Here is a 23,397-nt window from a genome sequence, read left to right on the forward strand (position 1 = left end):
GATAAGCGGGTTAATAAAACAGAATTTGCCTGGCGGCCGTAGCGCGGTGGTCCCACCTGACCCCATGCCGAACTCAGAAGTGAAACGCCGTAGCGCCGATGGTAGTGTGGGGTCTCCCCATGCGAGAGTAGGGAACTGCCAGGCATCAAATAAAACAAAAGGCTCAGTCGAAAGACTGGGCCTTTTGTTTTGTCTGTTGTTTGTCGGTGAACGCTCTCCTGACCAGGACAAATCCGCCGGGAGCGGATTTGAACGTTGCGAAGCAACGGCCCGGAGGGTGGCGGGCAGGACGCCCGCCATAAACTGCCAGGCATCAAATAAAGCGAAAGGCCATCCGTCAGGATGGCCTTTTTGCGTTGATGCAGAAAAAATGCCGGATGCGACGCTGGCGCGTCTTCTCCAGCCTACTCTTGCTTATCCGGCCTGCTTTTGCATCCACTCCACCACAAAATCAGCCAGCCCCTCAATATCATTAATATCCAGTAACGCGACATCAAGATTAAGCGGCACATCACTGGCTACAGCAATAACATGTCTGTCTATCACTAATTCTTCTGGTCGATGTCCGGCACCATCGCGAAACAGCACAATCTTCGCGATCTCTTCATGCTTGAACCCTTCAACCAGAATCAGATCCAGCTTTGAGGTATCCATGCGACTTGCAAGAAAATTCAGATCCAACGCTTCTTCGTCTGGCGTCTCCGTTATTAGCGCCCAACGCTGCTGGCTGGCAACGATGGTTTGCGCCGCGCCAGCCTTGCGCAGCTCATAGCTATCTTTGCCCGGTTTATCGACATCCATATCATGATGCGTATGTTTAATCAGCCCCGGGCGGATCCCTCTGGCGCATAATACCGGGATAAGTTTTTTCAACAGCGTCGTTTTTCCGGTGCCGCTCCACGCGGCAAAGGCGAGTAGCGGTATCATTGTTTTTCCTGCCATCGGGCAAGCTCCTCTGGCGTATTCACGTTCACAAATGCTTCTTTACGGTCGCTAAAATCAACCGCGTGACCGCCAGCAAGATTCATAAATGCCATTACCCGGCGTTCTCCTGCTTGCAGATATTCCTGCAACAACGGCTCAATAGCGCGATTTACCAGAGCAATAGTTGGATGATCGCGTTCACCGTCATGGACCCACACAACAGGTGCATCTTTGCGCTGATGATTAAGCCGGGAGACTAAATCCTGGGGAATATAAGGCGTATCGCACGGACAAAACAGAAACCACTCACCTGCTTCCTGCTGCATTACCGAAAGCATTCCCGCCAGCGGGCCAGGATAATCCGCCAGTGAATCCGCTATTACTTTCAGACCACTTGCCTGATAGATTTCCTGATGACGATTGGCATTAACCACGACGTGAGACAGCTGCGTCATAAGCGCGTCAGCGACATGTTGCCATAATGGTTTGCCGTTTAATTCAAGCAATCCTTTATCTACGCCGCCCATTCGTCTGGCTTTACCGCCCGCCAGTATAACGCCTGTTATCGTCGTCATCAGATTCACCGATATCGCCTCTTTTATTGTGGGATTGACCCTGCTAACGTGTCTGTCTCAAGAGTAAGGAGCATTACTATGAAATGTAAACGTCTGAATGAAGTTATTGAACTCCTCCAGCCAGCCTGGCAAAAAGAGCCAGACCTTAACCTGCTGCAATTTTTGCAGAAACTGGCGAAAGAGTCAGGTTTTGACGGCGAACTGGCGGATTTGACGGATGACATTCTGATCTATCACCTGAAAATGCGCGATTCCGCGAAAGATGCGGTGATCCCAGGGCTGCAGAAAGATTATGAAGAAGATTTCAAAACGGCGCTATTACGTGCGCGTGGCGTAATTAAAGAGTAAAAGCTTGTAAGCGCTACCAACAAAATCATTGTGAAATGATATCCTTCATCATTCGTAATGTTTTCCGGATGATGGGATGAACAACAGCGCTTTTACTTTCCAGACACTACACCCGGATACCATCATGGACGCTCTGTTTGAGCAAGGGATCCGGGTGGATTCCGGTCTTACCCCGCTTAACAGCTATGAAAACCGAGTCTATCAATTTCAGGACGAAGATCGTCGGCGTTTTGTCGTCAAATTTTATCGCCCTGAACGTTGGACAGCAGATCAAATCCTCGAAGAGCATCAATTTGCGCTGCAACTGGTAAACGACGAAGTTCCTGTCGCGGCCCCTTTGGCTTTTAACGGCCAGACCTTATTGATTCATCAGGGATTTTATTTTGCCGTTTTCCCAAGCGTCGGTGGTCGTCAGTTCGAAGCCGATAATATTGATCAGATGGAAGCGGTTGGGCGTTATTTAGGGCGCATGCACCAGACGGGGCGCAAACAGCTTTTTATCCATCGCCCGACCATCGGTCTGAATGAATATCTCATTGAACCACGCAAGCTGTTTGAAAATGCTACGCTGATACCTTCTGGGCTGAAAGCGGCCTTCCTTAAGGCAACGGATGAGCTTATTACCGCCGTTACAGGACACTGGCGGGAGGACTTCACCGTTCTGCGATTACATGGTGACTGCCATGCCGGAAATATTCTCTGGCGCGATGGCCCAATGTTTGTCGATCTGGATGATGCGCGTAATGGCCCTGCAATTCAGGACCTGTGGATGTTGCTGAATGGCGATAAAGCTGAGCAGCGGATGCAGTTAGAAACTATTATTGAAGCTTATGAAGAATTTAGCGAGTTCGACACCGCTGAAATCGGACTGATTGAACCTTTACGCGCCATGCGTTTGGTTTATTATCTTGCCTGGCTAATGCGGCGTTGGGCTGATCCCGCGTTCCCGAAAAATTTCCCGTGGTTAACCGGGGAAGATTACTGGTTGCGACAGACGGCGACTTTTATAGAACAGGCAAAAGTTCTACAAGAACCCCCTTTGCAATTAACACCTATGTATTAATCGGAGAGAGTAGATCATGAAAAAGATTTGGCTGGCGCTGGCTGGTTTGGTTTTAGCGTTTAGCGCATCGGCGGCGCAGTATGAAGATGGTAAACAATACACCACGCTGGAAAAGCCGGTTGCTGGCGCGCCGCAAGTGCTGGAGTTTTTCTCTTTCTTCTGCCCACACTGCTATCAGTTTGAAGAAGTTCTGCATATTTCTGAGAATGTGAAGAAAAAACTGCCGGAAGGTGTGAAGATGACTAAATACCACGTCAACTTCATGGGCGGGGAGCTGGGGCAATCTCTGACACAAGCGTGGGCTGTGGCGATGGCGCTGGGCGTAGAAGATAAAGTGACTGTACCACTGTTTGAAGGCGTACAGAAAACACAGACCATTCGCTCTACGGCCGACATTCGTGATGTCTTCATCAACGCAGGTATTAAAGGCGAAGAGTATGATGCAGCATGGAACAGCTTTGTTGTTAAATCTCTGGTCGCACAGCAAGAAAAAGCGGCTGCAGATGTACAATTGCGTGGCGTTCCAGCGATGTTTGTTAACGGTAAATATCAGCTGAATCCGCAGGGTATGGATACCAGCAATATGGATATTTTTGTTCAGCAGTATGCCGATACAGTAAAATATCTGTCTGAGAAAAAATAATTTATTGTAACTTACATAAAGCCCGTGAATATTCACGGGCTTTTTTATTGTTTAATCAATATAAATACTTTCTGATAATTCACCTCGTTTCTGGACATTTTAATATCAAGCGCGGATATTAAAAGTTTTGCTGTTTTATCAGGGAATAATAGATATGATACGTAAGTCAGCCACAGGTGTTATTGTTGCATTAGTCATTATCTGGGGCGGTGGAACATGGTATGAAGGGACTCAAATCCAGTCTGGCGTCGAAAAATTTATTAAAGATTTTAACGACAGTAAAAAGAAGGGAGAGCATGCCTATGATATGACCGCCAGCTATAAAAACTTTGACAAAGGTTTTTTTAGCTCTCATTTTCAAATGCTTATTACCTTTGATAAAGGTGCGCCAGATCTCAATATCAAGCCAGGACAAGGTATTGCATTTGATGTGGATGTCGATCATGGCCCCTTGCCCCTATCAATGTTAAAAAGTGGCAATATCTTACCTGCTATGGCGGCAGCAAAAGTTAAATTAGTCAATAATGAACTGACACAACCGCTATTTATTGCCGCAAAAGATAGAGCGCCCGTCGAAGCAACATTGCGATTCGCCTTTGGCGGTTCTTTCTCTACAACTCTGGACGTTGCCCCAGCAGCGTATGGAAAACTCTCCTTTGGTGAAGGTCAGTTTACTTTTAATGGTGATGACAGTTCATTGTCTAATCTCGATGTTGAAGGCAAAGTCGAAGATATTGTTCTGGAATTATCGCCAATGAATAAAGTCACGGCGAAAAGTTTTACCATTAATTCTCTGACGCGATTAGAAGAAAAGAAATTTCCGGTTGGTGAAACCGAGTCGAAATTTAATCAGATTAGCATTGTCAATCACGGTAACGAAGTTGCCAAACTCGACGCTTTCGTCGCGAAAACCACACTAGAGCGCGTAAAAGATAAAGATCATATCAATGTCAATCTGAGTTACGAAATTGATAAGTTAACAAAAGGGAATCAGCAACTCGGTAGCGGTCAATGGTCATTGATTGCTGAATCTATTGATCCCTTAGCAGTTCGCCAGTTTATCATCCAGTACAACATTGCGACGCAGAAGCAACTTGCAGCACACCCTGAGTTAGCAAATGATGAAGATGCACTGGAAGCAATGAATACGGCATTGTTCAAAGAGTATTTACCGTTATTACAAAAAAGTGAGCCGATCATTAAACTACCTGTAAGCTGGAAGAACGCTGTCGGTGAACTAAATGCTAATCTGGATATTAGTATTGCCGAACCAGCCCAATCGTCATCATCCACAAACAAAGATATTAAATCTTTCAATCTGGATATGAATGTACCGATTAATGTCGTCACTGAAATAGCTAAACAGCTTAATTTATCTGAAGGAATGGATGCTGAAAAAGCTCAAAAGCTGGCTGATAAACAAATCGGCGGAATGGCAACATTAGGTAAGATGTTTCAGTTAATCACAATTGACAACAATATCGCCTCGCTGCAACTGCATTATTTGCCAGGTAAAGTTGTTTTTAACGGGCAGGAGATGAGCGAAGAAGAGTTTATGTCTCGTGCCGGACGTTTAGTGCATTAAAATGATAACTCGCCTCTGCTATTACGGAGGCGAGTTATAACTACTTATCCTGATGCCGTGATGACATCAGTGAAGTCAGAAGTCGGTCTTTTTCCTGCCACAGTGTGTTCAGCCACTGCTGAAAATGACGTTTGAAGCTTTTGTCATTGATATAGTCGCCATGCAACTCTTCAGCAATAGGTTGTAAATCCACATGCACGACAATCCGCGTCAGTTTGCCACTTAACATATCGAAGAATGGCTGGCGGTTATTGTCCGGATAACACAGCGTAACATTGAGTAGTTTATCGAATTGTTTACCCAGCACATTCAGCGTCATCGCGATACCGGCGGCTTTGGGAGGCAGGAGATTTTTAAATGTCGAGTGGGTTTGCTGGTGTTTCTGTTCAGTAAAACGGGAGCCTTCAACAAAATTCACAATTGTGGTGGGATGCAGGCGAAACTTTTCGCAAGACCGACGAGTGGTTTCAACATCTTTACCGCGCCGTTCCGGATGACGTATCAAATAAGCGCGGGAATAGCGCTTCATAAACGGCATATCCAGCGCCCAGCACGCCAGGCCCAGGAAAGGCACCCAGGCCAGTTGCTGCTTGAGAAAATATTTGTTCATTGGAATATGCTTACGAAACAACACGCATAGTACAACAATATCAGCCCAACTGCGGTGGTTACAAATAAGCAGATACCAGTTCTTCTTACTTAGCCCTTCCAGTCCGCGAACTTCCCATTGCAGGTGTGGGTTAAGGTGCAGTAATAGCGCTAATCCTTCACACCAGCAATACATCATAAAATCACAAAAAAGCGATACCTTTCGCCAAATCACTGGCACTGGTAACAATAGTTTTACGATCCCGGCAATGATGATCGGGACAGAACAAAAAATGGTGACCAAAATGGTCAATACGATACTCACCAAAAGTGTTATCGCAGCGAGTATTCTCGTCATAATTAAATTATTCAAAAGGTTAGCCATAGACAGTGCGCTAAAGAAGCGCAAGGCGCAGATTTTAGCAGAAAACGGCCCAAATAACGGATGATCCTTAAATAGAAAAATAATTCATATCTATCCACATTAGAAAAAATCCCTATTACTCAATCACCAGCAATGCTTTTATTTTTAACTTTATGAAAAACAACAACAAACCTAATGCTGTAACAAGCATGATAATAAATTAAAAGTGATGTAAATAATTTATACACAAAGTTATCCACATAACGATTTGCGAGCGATCCACAAGATCTACAAAAGATTTTCACGAAAAGCGGTGAAAAACTCATGTTTTCATCCTGTCTGTGGCATCCTTTACCCATAATCTGATAAACAGGCACGGACATTATGGTTCAGATCCCCCAAAACCCACTTATCCTTGTAGATGGTTCATCTTATCTTTATCGCGCATATCACGCGTTTCCGCCGCTGACTAACAGCGCAGGCGAGCCAACCGGTGCGATGTACGGTGTCCTCAACATGCTGCGTAGTCTGATCATGCAATACCAACCGACGCATGCAGCGGTGGTCTTTGACGCCAAGGGAAAAACCTTTCGTGATGAACTGTTTGAACATTACAAATCACATCGCCCGCCAATGCCGGACGATTTGCGCGCGCAGATCGAACCCCTGCACACAATGGTAAAAGCGATGGGGCTACCTCTGCTGGCCGTTTCTGGCGTAGAAGCAGACGACGTTATCGGTACTCTGGCGCGCGAAGCAGAAAAAGCTGGGCGTCCGGTATTGATCAGCACCGGTGATAAAGATATGGCGCAGCTGGTGACGCCAAATATTACGCTTATCAATACCATGACGAATACCATCCTCGGCCCGGAAGAGGTGGTGAATAAGTACGGCGTACCGCCAGAACTGATCATCGACTTCCTCGCGCTGATGGGCGACTCCTCTGATAACATTCCTGGCGTACCGGGCGTCGGCGAAAAAACTGCGCAGGCACTGCTACAAGGTCTTGGAGGCCTGGATACGCTGTATGCCGAGCCGGAAAAAATTGCTGGATTGAGCTTCCGCGGCGCGAAAACAATGGCGGCGAAGCTTGAGCAAAATAAAGAGGTGGCCTATCTCTCTTACCAGCTGGCGACGATTAAAACCGACGTTGAACTGGAACTGACCTGCGAACAACTGGAAGTACAACAACCGGCGGCTGAAGAGTTGTTGGGGCTGTTCAAAAAGTATGAGTTCAAGCGTTGGACTGCTGATGTCGAAGCGGGCAAATGGTTACAGGCCAAAGGGGCAAAACCAGCCGCGAAGCCGCAGGAAACCATTGTTGTCGACGAAACACCCGAAGTGACTGCAACAGCGATTTCTTACGATAACTACGTCACTATTCTGGACGAAGAAACTCTAAAAGCATGGATTACGAAGCTGAAAAAAGCGCCTGTATTTGCGTTTGATACCGAAACCGACAGCCTCGATAACATCTCCGCCAACCTGGTAGGGCTTTCTTTTGCTATCGAACCTGGCGTAGCGGCCTATATTCCGGTTGCTCATGATTATCTTGATGCGCCCGATCAGATCTCCCGCGAGCGCGCACTCGAGCTGCTAAAACCGCTGCTGGAAGATGAAAAGGCGCTGAAGGTCGGGCAAAACCTGAAATACGATCGCGGCATTCTGGCGAATTACGGTATTGAGCTGCGGGGGATTGCGTTTGATACCATGCTCGAGTCCTACATTCTCAACAGCGTTGCCGGTCGTCACGATATGGACAGCCTCGCGGAACGTTGGTTGAAGCACAAAACCATCACTTTTGAAGAGATTGCTGGTAAAGGCAAAAATCAACTGACCTTTAACCAGATTGCCCTGGAAGAGGCCGGACGTTACGCCGCTGAAGATGCAGATGTCACCTTGCAGCTGCATCTGAAAATGTGGCCGGATCTGCAAAAACACAAAGGGCCACTGAACGTCTTCGAAAACATCGAAATGCCGCTGGTGCCGGTGCTTTCGCGCATCGAACGCAACGGTGTGAAGATCGACCCGAAAGTGCTGCACAATCATTCTGAAGAACTCACCCTGCGTTTAGCAGAACTGGAAAAGAAAGCGCATGAAATTGCAGGTGAAGAATTTAACCTTTCTTCCACCAAGCAACTGCAAACTATTCTTTTTGAAAAACAGGGTATTAAGCCGCTGAAGAAAACGCCGGGTGGTGCGCCGTCAACGTCGGAAGAGGTACTGGAAGAGCTGGCACTGGACTATCCGTTGCCAAAAGTAATTCTGGAGTATCGTGGTCTGGCGAAGCTGAAATCGACCTACACCGACAAGCTGCCGCTGATGATCAACCCGAAAACCGGGCGCGTGCATACTTCCTATCACCAGGCAGTAACTGCGACGGGGCGTTTATCCTCAACCGATCCTAACCTGCAAAACATTCCGGTGCGTAACGAAGAAGGCCGCCGTATCCGCCAGGCGTTTATTGCGCCACAGGATTATGTGATTGTCTCGGCGGACTACTCGCAGATTGAACTGCGCATTATGGCGCATCTTTCACGAGACAAAGGCTTGCTGACCGCATTTGCAGAAGGAAAAGATATCCACCGGGCAACGGCGGCAGAAGTGTTTGGTTTGCCACTGGAAACCGTCACCAGCGAACAACGCCGTAGCGCGAAAGCGATTAACTTTGGTCTGATTTATGGCATGAGTGCTTTCGGTCTGGCACGGCAATTGAACATTCCACGTAAAGAAGCACAGAAGTACATGGACCTTTACTTCGAACGCTACCCAGGCGTACTGGAGTATATGGAACGCACTCGTGCTCAGGCGAAAGAGCAGGGATACGTTGAAACCCTGGACGGACGTCGCCTTTATCTGCCGGATATCAAATCCAGCAACGGTGCGCGTCGTGCCGCGGCTGAACGTGCAGCCATTAACGCACCAATGCAGGGAACCGCTGCGGATATCATCAAACGGGCGATGATTGCCGTTGATGCCTGGCTACAGGAAGAGCAACCGCGCGTGCGCATGATCATGCAGGTACACGATGAACTGGTGTTTGAAGTTCATAAAGATGATGTCGATGCGGTAGCGAAGAAGATCCATCAGTTGATGGAAAACTGTACCCGCCTGGATGTGCCGTTGCTGGTGGAAGTGGGTAGTGGCGAAAACTGGGATCAGGCGCACTAAGATTTGCCTTAACAAGCCTTTTTTTCGTAACTAAGCAACATAACCAGCCACGATTTGTGATGGGTATTAGAAATTCCTATGCAACAACTGAAAAAAAATTACAAAAAGTGCTTTCTGAACTGAACAAAAAAGAGTAAAGTTAGTCGCGTAGGGTACAGAGGTAAGATGTTCTATCTTTCAGACCTTTTACTTCACGTAATCGGATTTGGCTGAATTTTTTAGCCGCCCCAGTCAGTAATGACTGGGGCGTTTTTTATTGTGCGAAAGAAAAGATCCGTATTGCCGGATACATTGTGCTTAACAGGCCTACGGTAGAAAATAGCTCATTGAATTTGCATGATTTTATGTGCCAGATACGCGATATCCGGCACATGCATAAGGGCTAGAAAATTATTCGCCGTCCTGCGTTTCTTCTACAGGCTGCATCTCGCTGAACCAGGTATCCAGTTTCTGGCGAAGCTTATCCACGCCTTGCTTCTTCAGAGAAGAGAATGTCTCTACCTGCACATCACCGTTAAACGCCAGCACTGCTTCACGCACCATATTCAATTGCGCTTTACGTGCACCGCTCGCCAGTTTGTCCGCTTTGGTCAGCAACACCAGTACGGCGATATTGCTGTCCACCGCCCACTCAATCATCTGCTGGTCGAGATCTTTCAGCGGATGGCGAATATCCATCAGCACGACCAGGCCTTGTAGACTCTGACGTTTTTCGAGGTACTCACCGAGCGCGCGCTGCCATTTGCGCTTCATCTCTTCAGGAACTTCCGCGTAGCCATAGCCAGGCAAGTCGACCAGACGTTTGCCCTCAGCCACTTCAAACAGGTTGATAAGCTGGGTACGTCCTGGTGTTTTCGAGGTACGCGCCAGGCTTTTCTGGTTAGTCAGCGTGTTCAGCGCGCTGGATTTACCTGCGTTGGAACGGCCTGCAAAAGCCACTTCGATCCCGGTATCGGAAGGTAAGTGGCGAATATCAGGCGCACTCATCACAAAATGCGTCTGTTGATAATTCAAATTAGTCAAAGCGGTCGTCTCCGTCAGTCAAAGCTTTGTGGCGATTATACCTGAACCACAATAAAAGACGGATTTTTCGGCGTGAACGGTGTAAGTAAATACCATGTACTTTGTGAGACATTGCCGATTGTTTTTATGCGAAATCGAAGAGAAATTTCTGCGACACATGTCAAATAGGCTAAATAAATCATGTGATTAGTTTTATACAATAATCTGAAAATGAGTAAATACTGATGATAGTTTATTGTTTGTTTAACACAGAAGCGTAAAGTAGTACCCATAGAGCGAGGACGCTAACAGGAACAATGACTCAGGATGAGGGTCAGGAGCGCCAGGAGGCGAAGACAGAGGATTGTCAGGAAGACAAACGTCCGGAGACGTCACTAAAGGGAAATGGAATCAACACGGAATGTTCCGGCTAATGGAAAAACAGGGTGTGTTGGCGGCCTGCAAGGATTGTAAGACCCGTTAAGGGTTGTGAGTCAGGAAAAAAGGCGACAGAGTAATCTGTCGCCTTTTTTCTTTGCTTGCTTTCTGTTAGATTCCGCCGCAAATCTATACTAAATAAAACGGCTAAAAGACGAATTGATATGAAACCATCATCTTCAAACTCACGCAGCAAGGGTCATGCAAAAGCGCGTCGTAAAACCCGCGAAGAGCTGAATCAGGAAGCTCGTGACCGCAAGCGCCAGAAAAAACGCCGTGGTCATGCACCAGGCAGCCGCGCAGCGGGCGGTAGCGCTACTTCGGGTAGCAAGGGCCAGAATGCACCGAAAGATCCACGTATTGGCAGTAAAACCCCTATTCCATTGGGCGTGACTGAAAAAGTCACCAAACAGCACAAACCGAAGAGTGAGAAACCTATGCTTTCACCGCAGGCGGAGTTGGAGTTACTGGAGACAGATGAGCGTCTGGATGCGCTGCTGGAACGTCTGGAAGCAGGCGAAACCCTGAGTGCCGAAGAGCAATCCTGGGTAGATGCCAAGCTGGATCGTATTGATGAGCTGATGCAGAAACTTGGCCTCTCTTATGACGACGACGAAGAAGAGGAAGAAGACGAGAAGCAAGAAGACATGATGCGTCTGCTGCGGGGCAACTAACGGATTGCCTGCGTGGGCCTTCCCGTTCTGCTGATAACCCTTCCGGTTATATGTTATCTGGTGTGGTTATTCGTTAAACTACAGCGGTTGTCGCGGCGACAAAAGTGGCTGCGCAACCGGCTGATGACCCGAAACGGGCATCCGCCGGTACGCCGTAGCCGCCAGAGACGCCATCGGAAGGAGTGAGCATGTCAGTACAGCAAATCGACTGGGACCTGGCCCTGATCCAGAAATATAACTATTCCGGGCCACGATACACCTCGTACCCGACTGCGCTGGAGTTTTCAGAAGACTTCGGCGAACAGGCGTTTTTACAAGCCGTGGCGCGCTACCCTGAGCGTCCCTTATCTCTCTACGTACATATTCCGTTCTGCCATAAACTTTGCTACTTCTGCGGTTGCAACAAGATTGTGACTCGTCAGCAGCACAAGGCCGACCAGTATCTGGACGTGCTTGAGCAAGAAATCGTCCATCGTGCACCGCTTTTTGCCGGGCGCAAGGTGAGCCAGCTGCACTGGGGCGGTGGAACGCCAACATACCTGAATAAAGCGCAAATCAGCCGCCTGATGAAGCTGTTGCGCGAAAACTTCCAGTTCAATGCCGATGCGGAAATCTCGATCGAAGTCGATCCGCGCGAAATCGAACTGGATGTACTGGATCATTTACGCGCGGAAGGCTTTAACCGCCTGAGCATGGGCGTGCAGGACTTCAACAAAGAAGTACAGCGTCTGGTTAACCGCGAGCAGGATGAAGAGTTCATCTTTGCGCTGCTTAACCATGCGCGTGAGATTGGCTTTACCTCCACCAACATTGACCTGATTTACGGCCTGCCGAAACAGACGCCGGAGAGTTTCGCCTTTACCCTGAAACGCGTGGCGGAACTGAACCCTGACCGTCTGAGCGTCTTTAACTACGCGCATCTGCCAACTATTTTTGCCGCCCAGCGCAAAATCAAAGATGCTGACTTGCCGAGTCCGCAACAAAAACTCGATATTCTGCAGGAAACCATCGCCTTCCTGACACAATCGGGCTATCAGTTTATCGGTATGGATCACTTTGCCCGCCCGGATGACGAGCTGGCGGTGGCCCAACGTGAAGGCGTGCTGCATCGTAACTTCCAGGGCTACACCACCCAGGGCGATACCGATCTGCTTGGGATGGGCGTTTCCGCCATCAGCATGATTGGTGACTGCTACGCGCAGAACCAGAAAGAGTTGAAGCAGTACTATCAGCAAGTGGATGAACAAGGCAATGCGCTGTGGCGTGGTATTGCGCTAACGCGCGATGACTGTATTCGCCGCGATGTGATTAAGTCGCTCATCTGCAACTTCCGTCTGGATTACGCCCCCATTGAGCAACAGTGGGATTTGCACTTCGCTGATTACTTTGCGGAAGATCTCAAGCTGCTCGCCCCATTAGCAGAAGACGGGCTGGTGGATGTGGATGAGAAGAGGATTCAGGTGACGGCTAAAGGTCGCTTGCTGATCCGCAACATTTGCATGTGCTTTGATACTTATCTGCGCCAGAAAGCGCGAATGCAGCAGTTCTCACGGGTGATTTAAATAGTGAATGGCGCTTCGTTTACAAAGTAGAAAACGAAAGCGCCATCAATGTGCTGAGAACAAGATTGCCTGATGCGCTACGCTTATCTGGCCTGCAAAACCTGTTGAAATTATTGCTTTTGTAGGCCGAATAAGGCGTTCACGCCGCACCCGGCATGAACAAAGAGCACTTCATCAGCAATCTGAAACTCAGCTAAACAGCCCAATCATTGCGGCACACAGCACAGCAGCAACGGCAGTTTGCGGCGTGTGACTGTTAACTGCGCCACTTGATAGCAGATTAATTATTGATTCCAGCATAATGACACTCCCCCCGTTTTTCGGGCATGATCATACTGAACTTACCGGAACAGTAAAGCGCAAAATAACAGCAATTTGCGCTCAATAATCAATCTTTACATGGCGAGCCTGAATCACTCCATTCCCAGCTCTTTTAACTTACGCGTCAGGGTGTTACGCCCCCAGCCAAGTAAGCGCGCTGCTTCCTGTTTATGCCCCTGCGTATGTCGCAACGCGGTAGTCAGTAACGTCCGCTCCAACTCTGGTTGCGCTTCAGACAGCAAGTTTTGATGACCGGAACGTAGCGCCCGATCTGCCCACTGTGCTAACAGCGTTGCCCAACTGTCCGGCTGCATTTGTGAAGTGCTTTCCGGTACGGTTGATTCAAACAGTTCGCCAGGCAAATCCTGAATCAACACTTCCTGTCCGGCAGCCATTACCGTTAGCCATCGGCAGGTGTTTTCCAGCTGGCGCACGTTGCCTGGCCACGCCAGACGCGTCAGAGCGGCTTCAGTTTCCGGATGCAGCAACTTTGCTTCTACGCCCAGCTCGCGAGCGGCAACTTGTAAAAAATGGCGTGCCAGACGGGGAATATCTTCCCGACGCTCACGCAGCGGCGGCAGATGAACACGGATAACGTTCAGGCGGTGGAACAAATCCTCACGGAACTTGCCTTCCTGCACCCGCTGTTCGAGATTCTGGTGAGTGGCAGCAATAATCCGCACATCCACTTTCACCGGCGCATAGCCGCCAACGCGATAAAACTGACCGTCTGCCAGCACGCGCAGCAAACGCGTCTGCACATCCAGCGGCATATCGCCAATTTCATCGAGGAATAATGTGCCGCCATCGGCCTGTTCAAAACGCCCCTGACGAATGGTATTCGCGCCGGTAAACGCGCCTTTTTCGTGACCGAACAGTTCTGATTCGATCAAATCCTTCGGGATAGCCGCCATATTGAGCGCGATAAACGGCGCTTTGGCGCGTGGGCTGTGGCGATGCAGGGCATGAGCGACCAGTTCTTTACCGGTGCCGGATTCGCCATTAATCAGCACGCTAATCGAAGAACGCGAAAGCCGACCGATAATCCGGAACACGTCCTGCATGGCTGGCGCTTCGCCGATGATATCGGTCGTTGGGCCGTTAAGCTGAACATTACGCGGCTGCTGCTGCTCCTGGTAATGACTGATGGCGCGCTCAACCAGCGCCACGGCTTCGTCGATATCAAACGGTTTAGGCAGATAATCAAACGCCCCTTGCTGATAGGCGCTAACGGCGGCATCCAGATCTGAATGTGCGGTCATAATGATGACCGGAAGCATCGGATGGCGCTGTTTAATCTGCTTGAGCAGCGCCAGCCCGTCCATTCCCGGCATACGGATATCCGACAGCAGCACATCCGGCGTTTTGCTCGCCAGTGCTTCCAGCACCTCCGCGCCGTTCTCAAACGTCGTACAGGTTAAACCTGCCCCAGCGAGCGCACGTTCAAGCACCCAACGGATGGAACTATCGTCATCGACTACCCAGACTATCCCTCGTTGCATAAACGTCACCTTTATTTCCTGATAGGCAGGTAAACCGAGAACTCGGTATGGCCTGGCCAACTGGTAAATTCAATTTTGCCTGAATGCTGATCAATCAAATTACGGGCGATGGATAAGCCAAGCCCGGTGCCACCTTCGCGGCCGCTGACCATCGGGTAAAACAGCGTATCCTGCAAATGAGGCGGAATGCCCGGCCCGTTATCTTCCACATCAATCCGCGCCGCCAGCCGATAGCGCTCGCCGTGTAAGGTCAGTTGAAACGCGGTGCGGGTACGCAGAATGATTTCACCGCCTTCCGGCCCCAGCGCCTGTAGCGCATTGCGCACAATATTCAGCAGCACTTGCTCAATTTGATCCGGGTCGTGCGCCAGTTCCGGCAGGCTGGGGTCGTAATCACGAATCAACCGCACGTTGTCAGGCAGTTCCATCGACACCAGCGTCACCACGCGTTCAGCCACTTTGTGAATACTTTCGGTAACGCGCGTACCGGGCAGCTGCGGCCCCAACAGACGGTCGACCAGATTTCGCAGCCGGTCCGCTTGTTCGATAATCACTTTGGTATATTCCAGCAGTGACGGGTCAGGTAATGCTTTGCTGAGCAGCTGCGCCGCGCCACGTAAACCGCCAAGCGGATTTTTAATCTCATGCGCAAGGCCGCGCACTAAATCACGGGCAGCAACCTGCTGGGCGTGTTGTAGCTGTTCCTGACTTAAGCGGCGCTGGTTATCCATCGGTGCCATCTCCAGCAGGATCATGCCGTCTGGCATGCGCTGAGCCGTCACAGAAAGGATATGCGAGCGACCGTCGATGACCAGCGTCACTTCGTTATCGGTAAAACCTTGCCCCGCCTCCAGACTTTCTTGCATCAGCTCGATATTTAATGAGAAGTAGCTCAACAGTTCCGGTAACGGTGTACCAAACAATTTGCGGGAGCTTTGGGCGAGCAGTTGTTGCGCGGCGGGGTTGGCGTAATGGATCGCCAGATTGTCATCAATTAACAAAATACTGTTAATCAGCGAGTTGAGGATCTGCCCAGCATCGGGCTGCGTGCCTGTTGCCATAAAGCAGTCTCCTGAACAGGTTGCACCATTTTAGTGCATTATAGCTTTTTACGGATAAAAAGCGCGAAGCATCACAGAAGTTACGGAGAAAAAAGCCCATGCAGAGATGGGCTACAGATAGCTGACAAACTTCACGTTGAAGAGCGACTTCACCTGCTCCGGCCTACTACATCATCACCGTGTAGGCCGGATAAGACGCATTTGCGTCGCATCCGGCGTGATGTGCTTGCCATCGATCCCAAGCCTGCCAGAGACAGGCGAAAAGTTTCCACGGCAACTAAAACACTTAGACGCTGTAGTACAGCTCAAACTCTACCGGATGCGGAGTCATACGCACGCGGTCATCTTCTTCGCGACGCAGAGCGATGTACGCATCGATCGCTTCATCAGTGAACACGCCACCGGCTTTCAGGAACTCGCGGTCCAGATCCAGTTCGTTCAGTGCTTCTTCCAGAGAGCCTGCAACCTGTGGGATCTCTTTCGCTTCTTCTGGCGGCAGGTCATACAGGTTTTTGTCCATGGCTTCGCCCGGATGGATCTTGTTTTTGATGCCATCAAGACCGGCCATCAGCAGGGCAGCAAAGCACAGGTACGGGTTAGCCGCCGGGTCCGGGAAACGGACTTCGATACGACGTGCTTTCGGAGAAGAAACCACCGGAATACGGATAGACGCAGAACGGTTACGCGCAGAGTAAGCCAGCATGACCGGTGCTTCGTAGCCCGGGACCAGACGCTTATAAGAGTTGGTGGTCGGGTTTGCCAGGGCGTTAATCGCTTTAGCGTGTTTGATTACGCCGCCAATGTAGTACAGCGCCTGTTCAGACAGACCTGCGTATTTGTCGCCCGCGAACAGGTTAACGCCGTTTTTAGACAGCGACATGTGGCAGTGCATACCGGAGCCGTTATCACCGAACATCGGTTTTGGCATAAAGGTCGCGGTTTTGCCGAAGCGGTGCGCTACGTTGTGCACGACATATTTGTAGATCTGAATTTCGTCGGCTTTTTTGGTCATGGTATTGAAGCGGGTAGCCACTTCGTTCTGACCAGCAGTCGCTACTTCGTGGTGATGGGCTTCAACCACCAGACCCATCTGTTCCATCACCAGACACATTTCAGAACGGATATCCTGAGCCGAGTCTACCGGAGGCACCGGGAAGTAACCGCCTTTCACTGCCGGACGGTGACCTTTGTTACCACCTTCGTATTGGGTGGAGGAGTTCCATGCACCTTCGATATCGTCGATAGCAACGTGAGAACCGGAGATAGATGATCCGAAACGGATGTCATCGAACAGGAAGAATTCAGGTTCTGGCCCGAACAGTACGGTGTCGGCAATGCCAGTAGAACGCAGGTAATCTTCGGCGCGCTTCGCAATAGAGCGCGGGTCACGGTCATAGCCTTGCAGGGTGCCAGGTTCAAGGATGTCGCAACGGATAATCAGGGTAGAGTCGGCGAAGAACGGGTCAATCACTGCGGTGGATGCGTCTGGCATCAGCACCATGTCGGATTCGTTAATGCCTTTCCAGCCACCAATCGAGGAGCCGTCAAACATTTTGCCTTCTTCGAAGAATTCAGCATTCACCTGATGAGCAGGGATAGTGACGTGCTGTTCTTTACCTTTGGTATCGGTGAAGCGCAAATCAACAAACTTCACTTCGTGCTCGTTCAGCATCGTCAGTACGTGTTCAGCGGACATACTTTAACTCTCCTGGATTGGTCATTGTCGTCGTGGTAACGAAATCTGCAATTATTTTGGCCGTGTCGCCGTAAAAAAGATAAAGCGAAATCTGTGCCAACTTTTAAATTGCCCCTAAAAGGCGTTATCATGCTTAACATCGTGCAAAAGGGCTGCACCATGATGTGAATGTTGCACCAATATAGTGCTTCAATGGAAACATTAAGCACCATGTTGGTGCAATGACCTTTGGATAACCCTTTTTATGCTCCGTGAAAGCGATCACAAAGGGACTCTGCAATACTTGTTTGCGGAGGATGTTTGTGATCCTGTTTTGTAGTGCGATTAATCCGTGTACAATAACGCGCTATTTCTAATGCCTGAGGCAAAGTTGTGATCGAAAAATTGCGTAATATCGCCATCATCGCGCACGTCGACCATGGTAAAACCACCCTGGTAGACAAGCTGCTCCAACAATCCGGTACGTTCGACTCTCGTGCCGAAACCCAAGAGCGCGTGATGGACTCCAACGATTTGGAGAAAGAGCGTGGGATTACCATCCTCGCGAAAAACACCGCTATCAAATGGAATGATTACCGTATCAATATCGTTGATACCCCAGGGCACGCCGACTTCGGTGGTGAAGTTGAACGTGTAATGTCCATGGTAGACTCAGTGCTGCTGGTGGTTGACGCATTTGACGGCCCGATGCCGCAAACGCGCTTCGTAACCAAAAAAGCGTTTGCTTACGGCCTGAAGCCGATTGTTGTTATCAACAAAGTTGACCGCCCTGGCGCGCGTCCTGACTGGGTTGTGGATCAGGTATTCGACCTGTTCGTAAACCTCGACGCGACCGACGAGCAGCTGGACTTCCCGATCGTTTACGCTTCTGCGCTGAACGGTATCGCGGGTCTGGACCACGAAGATATGGCGGAAGACATGACCCCGCTGTATCAGGCGATTATTGACCACGTTCCTGCGCCGGACGTAGACCTTGACGGTCCGTTCCAGATGCAGATTTCTCAGCTCGATTACAACAGCTATGTTGGTGTTATCGGCATTGGCCGCATCAAGCGCGGTAAAGTGAAGCCGAACCAGCAGGTCACTATCATCGATAGCGAAGGCAAAACCCGCAACGCGAAAGTCGGTAAAGTGCTGGGCCACCTCGGTCTGGAACGTATCGAAACCGATCTGGCGGAAGCTGGCGATATCGTGGCGATCACGGGCCTTGGCGAACTGAACATTTCTGACACCGTTTGCGACACGCAAAACGTTGAAGCGCTGCCGGCACTCTCCGTTGATGAGCCGACCGTTTCTATGTTCTTCTGCGTTAACACCTCGCCGTTCTGTGGTAAAGAAGGTAAGTTCGTAACGTCTCGTCAGATCCTGGACCGTCTGAACAAAGAACTGGTACACAACGTTGCGCTGCGCGTAGAAGAAACCGAAGATGCCGATGCGTTCCGCGTTTCTGGTCGTGGCGAACTGCACCTGTCTGTTCTGATCGAAAACATGCGTCGTGAAGGTTTCGAACTGGCGGTATCCCGTCCGAAAGTTATCTTCCGTGAAATCGACGGTCGTAAACAAGAGCCGTATGAAAACGTGACTCTGGACGTTGAAGAACAGCATCAGGGTTCTGTAATGCAGGCGCTGGGCGAACGTAAAGGCGACCTGAAAAACATGAATCCAGACGGTAAAGGCCGCGTACGTCTCGACTACGTGATCCCAAGCCGTGGTCTGATCGGCTTCCGTTCTGAGTTCATGACCATGACTTCCGGTACAGGTCTGCTGTACTCCACCTTCAGCCACTACGACGACGTTCGTCCGGGTGAAGTAGGTCAGCGTCAGAACGGCGTACTGATCTCTAACGGTCAGGGTAAAGCGGTTGCGTTCGCGCTGTTCGGTCTGCAGGATCGCGGTAAGCTGTTCCTCGGTCACGGTGCAGAAGTTTACGAAGGTCAGATTATCGGTATTCACAGCCGCTCTAACGACCTGACTGTAAACTGCCTGACCGGTAAGAAACTGACCAACATGCGTGCTTCCGGTACTGACGAAGCCGTTGTTCTGGTTCCGCCTATCCGCATGACTCTGGAACAAGCTCTGGAGTTCATCGATGATGACGAACTGGTAGAAGTGACTCCGACCTCTATCCGTATTCGTAAACGTCACCTGACGGAAAACGATCGTCGTCGCGCTAACCGCGCACCGAAAGACGATTAATTTCGCTTTTCAGTCATAAAAAACCTGCCAGCGATGGCAGGTTTTTTTTTTGCCTGTCGTGAGCGCTCACCAATGCGAGTATCTCCCTTATAAGTCTGTGGTTACGTCAATAGAGAGCTTTGTCACAATTATCTGCAAAGTCATGCGCCGTTAATTGCTTTCTTTTTTGGCGTAAGCGTAAGATGCCTCATCTGGTTTAAACCAAAAGGATTAAACAATGACGGGAAATCAATCCACCGTAGAAAATGCAAAAGAGAAACTGGATCGGTGGTTAAAAGATGGCATCACCACGCCAGGTGGAAAACTCCCTTCAGAAAGAGAGCTGGGAGAGCTGCTGGGCATTAAACGTATGACGCTGCGCCAGGCGTTGCTGAACCTCGAGGCAGAATCCAAAATCTTCCGTAAGGATCGTAAAGGGTGGTTCGTGACTCAGCCGCGATTTAATTACAGCCCGGAGCTGTCGGCGAGCTTTCAGCGGGCCGCAATTGAGCAAGGGCGGGAACCTTCCTGGGGGTTTACCGAGAAAAGCCGTACCAGCGACATTCCCCAGACGCTTGCGCCACTGATTGCAGTGACGCAGTCAACCGAACTCTACCGCATTACCGGTTGGGGGGCGCTGGAAGGACATAAAGTTTTCTATCACGAAACGTATATTAATCCTGAAGTTGCCCCAGGTTTTACTGAGCAACTTGAAAACCACTCATTTTCTGCAGTCTGGGAAAAGTGCTACCAAAAAGAGACGGTAGTAAAAAAATTGATTTTCAAACCCGTCAGAATGCCGGGCGATATCAGCAAGTATCTTGGCGGTTCTGCGGGTATGCCTGCGATCTTAATTGAAAAGCATCGCGCCGACCAGCAAGGCAATATTGTCCAGATAGATATTGAATATTGGCGATTTGAGGCCGTAGACCTCATCATTAATCTGTAGGTGTTTTATGGTGACAATAAATAACGCAAGAAAGATTCTACAACGTGTCGACACTCTTCCTCTTTATTTACATGCCTATGCCTTTCATTTAAATATGCGGCTGGAAAGAGTGTTGCCTGCTGATTTACTTGATATCGCGAGTGAAAATAATCTGCGGGGCGTCAAAATTCATGTTCTGGATGGCGAGCGTTTTTCTCTTGGCAATATGGACGATAAAGAACTCTCTGCCTTTGGTGATAAAGCCCGCCGTCTGAACCTTGATATTCATATTGAAACTAGCGCCTCAGATAAGGCCTCTATTGACGAAGCCGTCGCCATCGCGTTGAAAACCGGGGCATCGTCCGTACGTTTTTATCCACGTTATGAAGGTAATTTGCGCGACGTATTATCGATCATCGCTAACGATATTGCCTATGTACGGGAAACGTATCAGGACAGCGGCCTGACTTTTACGATCGAGCAGCATGAAGATTTAAAAAGCCATGAGCTGGTGTCGCTGGTCAAAGAAAGTGAGATGGAGTCTCTTTCCTTATTGTTTGATTTTGCGAACATGATCAATGCAAATGAGCATCCCATGGACGCTTTAAAAACGATGGCGCCGCATATTACCCAGGTGCATATAAAAGATGCATTGATTGTTAAAGAACAGGGTGGTCTGGGCCATAAAGCCTGTATTTCAGGTCAGGGAGATATGCCCTTCAAAGCGTTATTAACGCACCTTATCTGCCTGGGCGATGATGAGCCGCAGGTGACGGCATATGGCCTGGAAGAAGAGGTTGATTATTATGCTCCGGCGTTCCGCTTTGAAGACGAAGATGATAATCCGTGGATCCCTTATCGCCAGATGAGTGAAACACCGTTGCCAGAAAAACATTTACTGGATGCGCGGTTACGTAAAGAAAAAGATGATGCAATTAATCAGATAAATCATGTGCGTAACGTACTACAACAAATCAAACAAGAGGCAAGCCATCTTCTGAACCACTAATAAGTTTTAACTCATACGCAGTTAATAAAACCATTCCATAAGAATGGTCGATATCTTATTGCCTTTAAAACAGTGATTTTAAAAATCGCTTAGGGGATGTTATGCTCACGAAAAAGAAATGGGCGTTATTTAGTCTATTAACACTGTGTGGCGGTACAATTTATAAATTACCGTCGCTGAAAGATGCGTTTTATATCCCGATGCAGGAATATTTCCATTTGACTAATGGTCAAATTGGTAATGCTATGTCGGTAAACTCATTTGTCACCACAGTGGGCTTTTTTCTGTCTATTTATTTTGCCGATAAACTACCGCGCAGATACACCATGTCATTCTCCCTCATTGCGACGGGATTACTGGGTGTTTATTTGACGACAATGCCAGGTTATTGGGGCATCCTCTTTGTCTGGGCGCTATTTGGCGTTACCTGCGACATGATGAACTGGCCTGTCTTGCTCAAGTCGGTAAGTCGATTGGGCAATAGCGAACAACAAGGTCGTTTGTTTGGCTTCTTCGAAACAGGGCGTGGCATTGTCGATACTGTGGTGGCATTTTCTGCGTTGGCAGTATTTACCTGGTTTGGCAGTGGCTTGTTGGGCTTTAAAGCGGGTATCTGGTTCTATTCCCTTATTGTGATTACCGTGGGCGTTATCATTTTCTTTGTACTCAATGACAAAGAAGAGGCACCGTCCGTGGAGGTGAAAAAAGAAGACGAAGCATCGCAAAACACCAGTATGACTTCGGTGCTGAGAGACAAAACCATTTGGCTTATCGCTTTCAACGTCTTCTTCGTTTACGCGGTTTACTGTGGCCTGACATTCTTCATTCCATTCCTGAAAAACATCTATCTGCTACCCGTTGCGCTGGTGGGGGCTTACGGCATCATTAACCAATACTGTCTGAAAATGATCGGTGGACCGATTGGTGGCATGATTTCAGATAAGATCCTGAAATCACCGAGTAAATATCTATGCTACACCTTTATCATCAGTACCGCTGCGCTCGTACTGTTGATTATGCTGCCGCACGAAAGCATGCCGGTCTATTTAGGGATGGCCTGTACATTGGGCTTTGGTGCGATTGTCTTTACTCAGCGCGCCGTATTCTTTGCACCTATCGGCGAAGCAAAAATTGCTGAAAATAAAACAGGCGCGGCGATGGCGTTGGGTAGCTTTATCGGTTACGCCCCGGCGATGTTCTGCTTCAGTCTGTATGGCTACATTCTGGATTTAAATCCGGGGATTATTGGCTACAAAATCGTGTTTGGCATTATGGCTTGCTTCGCATTCTGTGGTGCGGTGGTTTCCGTAATGCTGGTTAAGCGTATTAGCCAACGTAAGAAAGAGATGCTGGCGGCTGAAGCTTGATTAATGGCCGGATGTGTTTAATCCGGCCATTGAAAACAATACCAGCCTTATCAACCGTAGGCCGTATCCAGCAAAACAAAATTTTTTGCACCAGACTGATTGAGCTGACCCTTGGGACGACTGTTTTGGCTTTTATGACGGGGTGAAGGTTAAGTTACGGTGGCTTGGTTAACTCGCGATGACCATGACCTCTTCTGCAAACAGTCTGGTGGTATTTGATAAACAGCCTGATGCCACCTGTGTTAATCCACTTACCCAGGCAACTAACGCCGGAATTAGCGGCACCAGATAAGCCACTGCTCATTGAAACCCATTGGCAATTTATGCCTGAATCTTAACCATTCATCTATTGCGAAAAAGCCAGTGAAATTACTCTGCTTTTTCGCAATCAGCATCACAAG

General features: G+C 49.0%; 20 protein-coding genes, 1 rRNA gene and 2 pseudogenes. 15 read left to right on the top strand and 8 right to left on the bottom strand.

The window, feature by feature from the left end; all coding sequences use genetic code 11:
- Window positions 1-28 precede the first annotated feature (28 nt).
- Window positions 29-144: ribosomal RNA gene (gene rrf, locus AACS80_RS06730) — 5S ribosomal RNA — on the top strand.
- 270 nt (window positions 145-414) lie between these two features.
- On the opposite strand, the gene mobB is transcribed toward rrf, so the two are convergent.
- Window positions 415-942, bottom strand: a complete 528-nt coding sequence (gene mobB / locus AACS80_RS06735; protein WP_135410567.1) for a molybdopterin-guanine dinucleotide biosynthesis protein MobB — start codon at window positions 940-942, stop codon at window positions 415-417.
- On the bottom strand, window positions 924-1,508 hold the full coding sequence (gene mobA, locus AACS80_RS06740) for a molybdenum cofactor guanylyltransferase MobA (protein WP_130209952.1): 585 nt from the start codon (window positions 1,506-1,508) through the stop codon (window positions 924-926). Before mobA ends, mobB begins: the two co-directional genes overlap by 19 nt.
- 69 nt (window positions 1,509-1,577) lie before the next feature.
- Between mobA and AACS80_RS06745 the strand changes: the two genes are divergently transcribed.
- The 4 genes from AACS80_RS06745 to AACS80_RS06760 all read left to right on the top strand — a co-directional run bounded on the left by AACS80_RS06745 (window position 1,578) and on the right by AACS80_RS06760 (window position 5,138).
- The gene (locus AACS80_RS06745; RefSeq protein ID WP_001295263.1) at window positions 1,578-1,847 is read left to right on the top strand and encodes a YihD family protein; all 270 of its coding nucleotides are present in this window, start codon (window positions 1,578-1,580) and stop codon (window positions 1,845-1,847) included.
- A 76-nt stretch (window positions 1,848-1,923) separates the two neighbouring features.
- Window positions 1,924-2,910, top strand: coding sequence for a stress response kinase SrkA (gene srkA, locus AACS80_RS06750; RefSeq protein ID WP_135491291.1), 987 nt, complete (start codon window positions 1,924-1,926; stop codon window positions 2,908-2,910).
- 16 nt (window positions 2,911-2,926) lie between these two features.
- Window positions 2,927-3,553, top strand: coding sequence for a thiol:disulfide interchange protein DsbA (dsbA, locus tag AACS80_RS06755; RefSeq protein WP_138183717.1), 627 nt, complete (start codon window positions 2,927-2,929; stop codon window positions 3,551-3,553).
- 154 nt (window positions 3,554-3,707) lie between these two features.
- A complete protein-coding gene (locus AACS80_RS06760) occupies window positions 3,708-5,138 on the top strand; it encodes a DUF945 family protein (RefSeq protein WP_138183718.1) in 1,431 nt (476 codons plus the stop codon).
- Window positions 5,139-5,178: 40 nt separating this feature from the next.
- On the opposite strand, the gene AACS80_RS06765 is transcribed toward AACS80_RS06760, so the two are convergent.
- Window positions 5,179-6,111, bottom strand: coding sequence for an acyltransferase (locus tag AACS80_RS06765; RefSeq protein ID WP_135408313.1), 933 nt, complete (start codon window positions 6,109-6,111; stop codon window positions 5,179-5,181).
- A gap of 363 nt (window positions 6,112-6,474) precedes the next feature.
- Between AACS80_RS06765 and polA the strand changes: the two genes are divergently transcribed.
- Window positions 6,475-9,261 carry a DNA polymerase I gene (polA, locus tag AACS80_RS06770; protein ID WP_135410566.1) on the top strand — a complete coding sequence of 929 codons (2,787 nt, stop codon included), beginning with the start codon at window positions 6,475-6,477 and terminating at the stop codon, window positions 9,259-9,261.
- A gap of 165 nt (window positions 9,262-9,426) precedes the next feature.
- The gene (locus AACS80_RS23930) at window positions 9,427-9,474 is read left to right on the top strand and encodes a spot 42 RNA, inhibition of DNA synthesis (RefSeq protein WP_071892919.1); all 48 of its coding nucleotides are present in this window, start codon (window positions 9,427-9,429) and stop codon (window positions 9,472-9,474) included.
- A gap of 177 nt (window positions 9,475-9,651) precedes the next feature.
- On the opposite strand, the gene yihA is transcribed toward AACS80_RS23930, so the two are convergent.
- Window positions 9,652-10,284: a ribosome biogenesis GTP-binding protein YihA/YsxC gene (gene yihA, locus AACS80_RS06775; protein WP_130209968.1), complete on the bottom strand. Its 633-nt coding sequence runs from the start codon at window positions 10,282-10,284 to the stop codon at window positions 9,652-9,654.
- A 234-nt stretch (window positions 10,285-10,518) separates the two neighbouring features.
- Between yihA and AACS80_RS06780 the strand changes: the two are divergent.
- From AACS80_RS06780 to hemN, 3 genes and pseudogenes are all read left to right on the top strand, one after another.
- Window positions 10,519-10,747 (top strand): annotated as a pseudogene (locus AACS80_RS06780) (hypothetical protein).
- 118 nt (window positions 10,748-10,865) lie between these two features.
- Window positions 10,866-11,375 (top strand): Der GTPase-activating protein YihI, encoded by a 510-nt coding sequence (gene yihI / locus AACS80_RS06785; protein WP_130209972.1) that lies wholly within the window; start codon window positions 10,866-10,868, stop codon window positions 11,373-11,375.
- Window positions 11,376-11,563: 188 nt separating this feature from the next.
- On the top strand, window positions 11,564-12,937 hold the full coding sequence (gene hemN / locus AACS80_RS06790; protein WP_135410565.1) for an oxygen-independent coproporphyrinogen III oxidase: 1,374 nt from the start codon (window positions 11,564-11,566) through the stop codon (window positions 12,935-12,937).
- Window positions 12,938-13,126: 189 nt separating this feature from the next.
- Here hemN and AACS80_RS06795 read toward each other — a convergent pair whose 3' ends face one another.
- From AACS80_RS06795 to glnA, 4 genes are all read right to left on the bottom strand, one after another.
- Complete coding sequence (locus AACS80_RS06795) at window positions 13,127-13,237, bottom strand: YshB family small membrane protein (protein ID WP_064527982.1); 111 nt, start codon at window positions 13,235-13,237, stop codon at window positions 13,127-13,129.
- Window positions 13,238-13,350: 113 nt separating this feature from the next.
- Complete coding sequence (gene glnG, locus AACS80_RS06800) at window positions 13,351-14,760, bottom strand: nitrogen regulation protein NR(I) (protein ID WP_088563506.1); 1,410 nt, start codon at window positions 14,758-14,760, stop codon at window positions 13,351-13,353.
- Between the two features lie 11 nt (window positions 14,761-14,771).
- A complete protein-coding gene (gene glnL, locus AACS80_RS06805; RefSeq protein ID WP_000190577.1) occupies window positions 14,772-15,821 on the bottom strand; it encodes a nitrogen regulation protein NR(II) in 1,050 nt (349 codons plus the stop codon).
- 286 nt (window positions 15,822-16,107) lie between these two features.
- Window positions 16,108-17,517, bottom strand: coding sequence for a glutamate--ammonia ligase (gene glnA / locus AACS80_RS06810; RefSeq protein ID WP_001271717.1), 1,410 nt, complete (start codon window positions 17,515-17,517; stop codon window positions 16,108-16,110).
- Between the two features lie 372 nt (window positions 17,518-17,889).
- Here glnA and typA point away from each other — a divergent pair, with 372 nt between their 5' ends.
- The 5 genes and pseudogenes from typA to AACS80_RS06835 form a co-directional block, all read left to right on the top strand.
- Window positions 17,890-19,713 carry a ribosome-dependent GTPase TypA gene (gene typA / locus AACS80_RS06815; protein WP_001514692.1) on the top strand — a complete coding sequence of 608 codons (1,824 nt, stop codon included), beginning with the start codon at window positions 17,890-17,892 and terminating at the stop codon, window positions 19,711-19,713.
- 217 nt (window positions 19,714-19,930) lie between these two features.
- On the top strand, window positions 19,931-20,641 hold the full coding sequence (locus tag AACS80_RS06820) for a GntR family transcriptional regulator (protein ID WP_138183720.1): 711 nt from the start codon (window positions 19,931-19,933) through the stop codon (window positions 20,639-20,641).
- Between the two features lie 7 nt (window positions 20,642-20,648).
- Window positions 20,649-21,629: a sugar phosphate isomerase/epimerase family protein gene (locus AACS80_RS06825; protein WP_135491279.1), complete on the top strand. Its 981-nt coding sequence runs from the start codon at window positions 20,649-20,651 to the stop codon at window positions 21,627-21,629.
- Window positions 21,630-21,730: 101 nt separating this feature from the next.
- Entirely contained in the window at window positions 21,731-22,996 is a 1,266-nt protein-coding gene (locus AACS80_RS06830; protein ID WP_135410564.1) for an MFS transporter, read from the top strand.
- 103 nt (window positions 22,997-23,099) lie between these two features.
- Window positions 23,100-23,334: pseudogene (locus AACS80_RS06835) on the top strand (aldose 1-epimerase); the annotation flags it as partial.
- Window positions 23,335-23,397: the final 63 nt, after the last annotated feature.

Origin of the sequence: Escherichia sp. E4385 (assembly GCF_963883145.1) — a bacterium.
GTDB lineage: Bacteria > Pseudomonadota > Gammaproteobacteria > Enterobacterales > Enterobacteriaceae > Escherichia.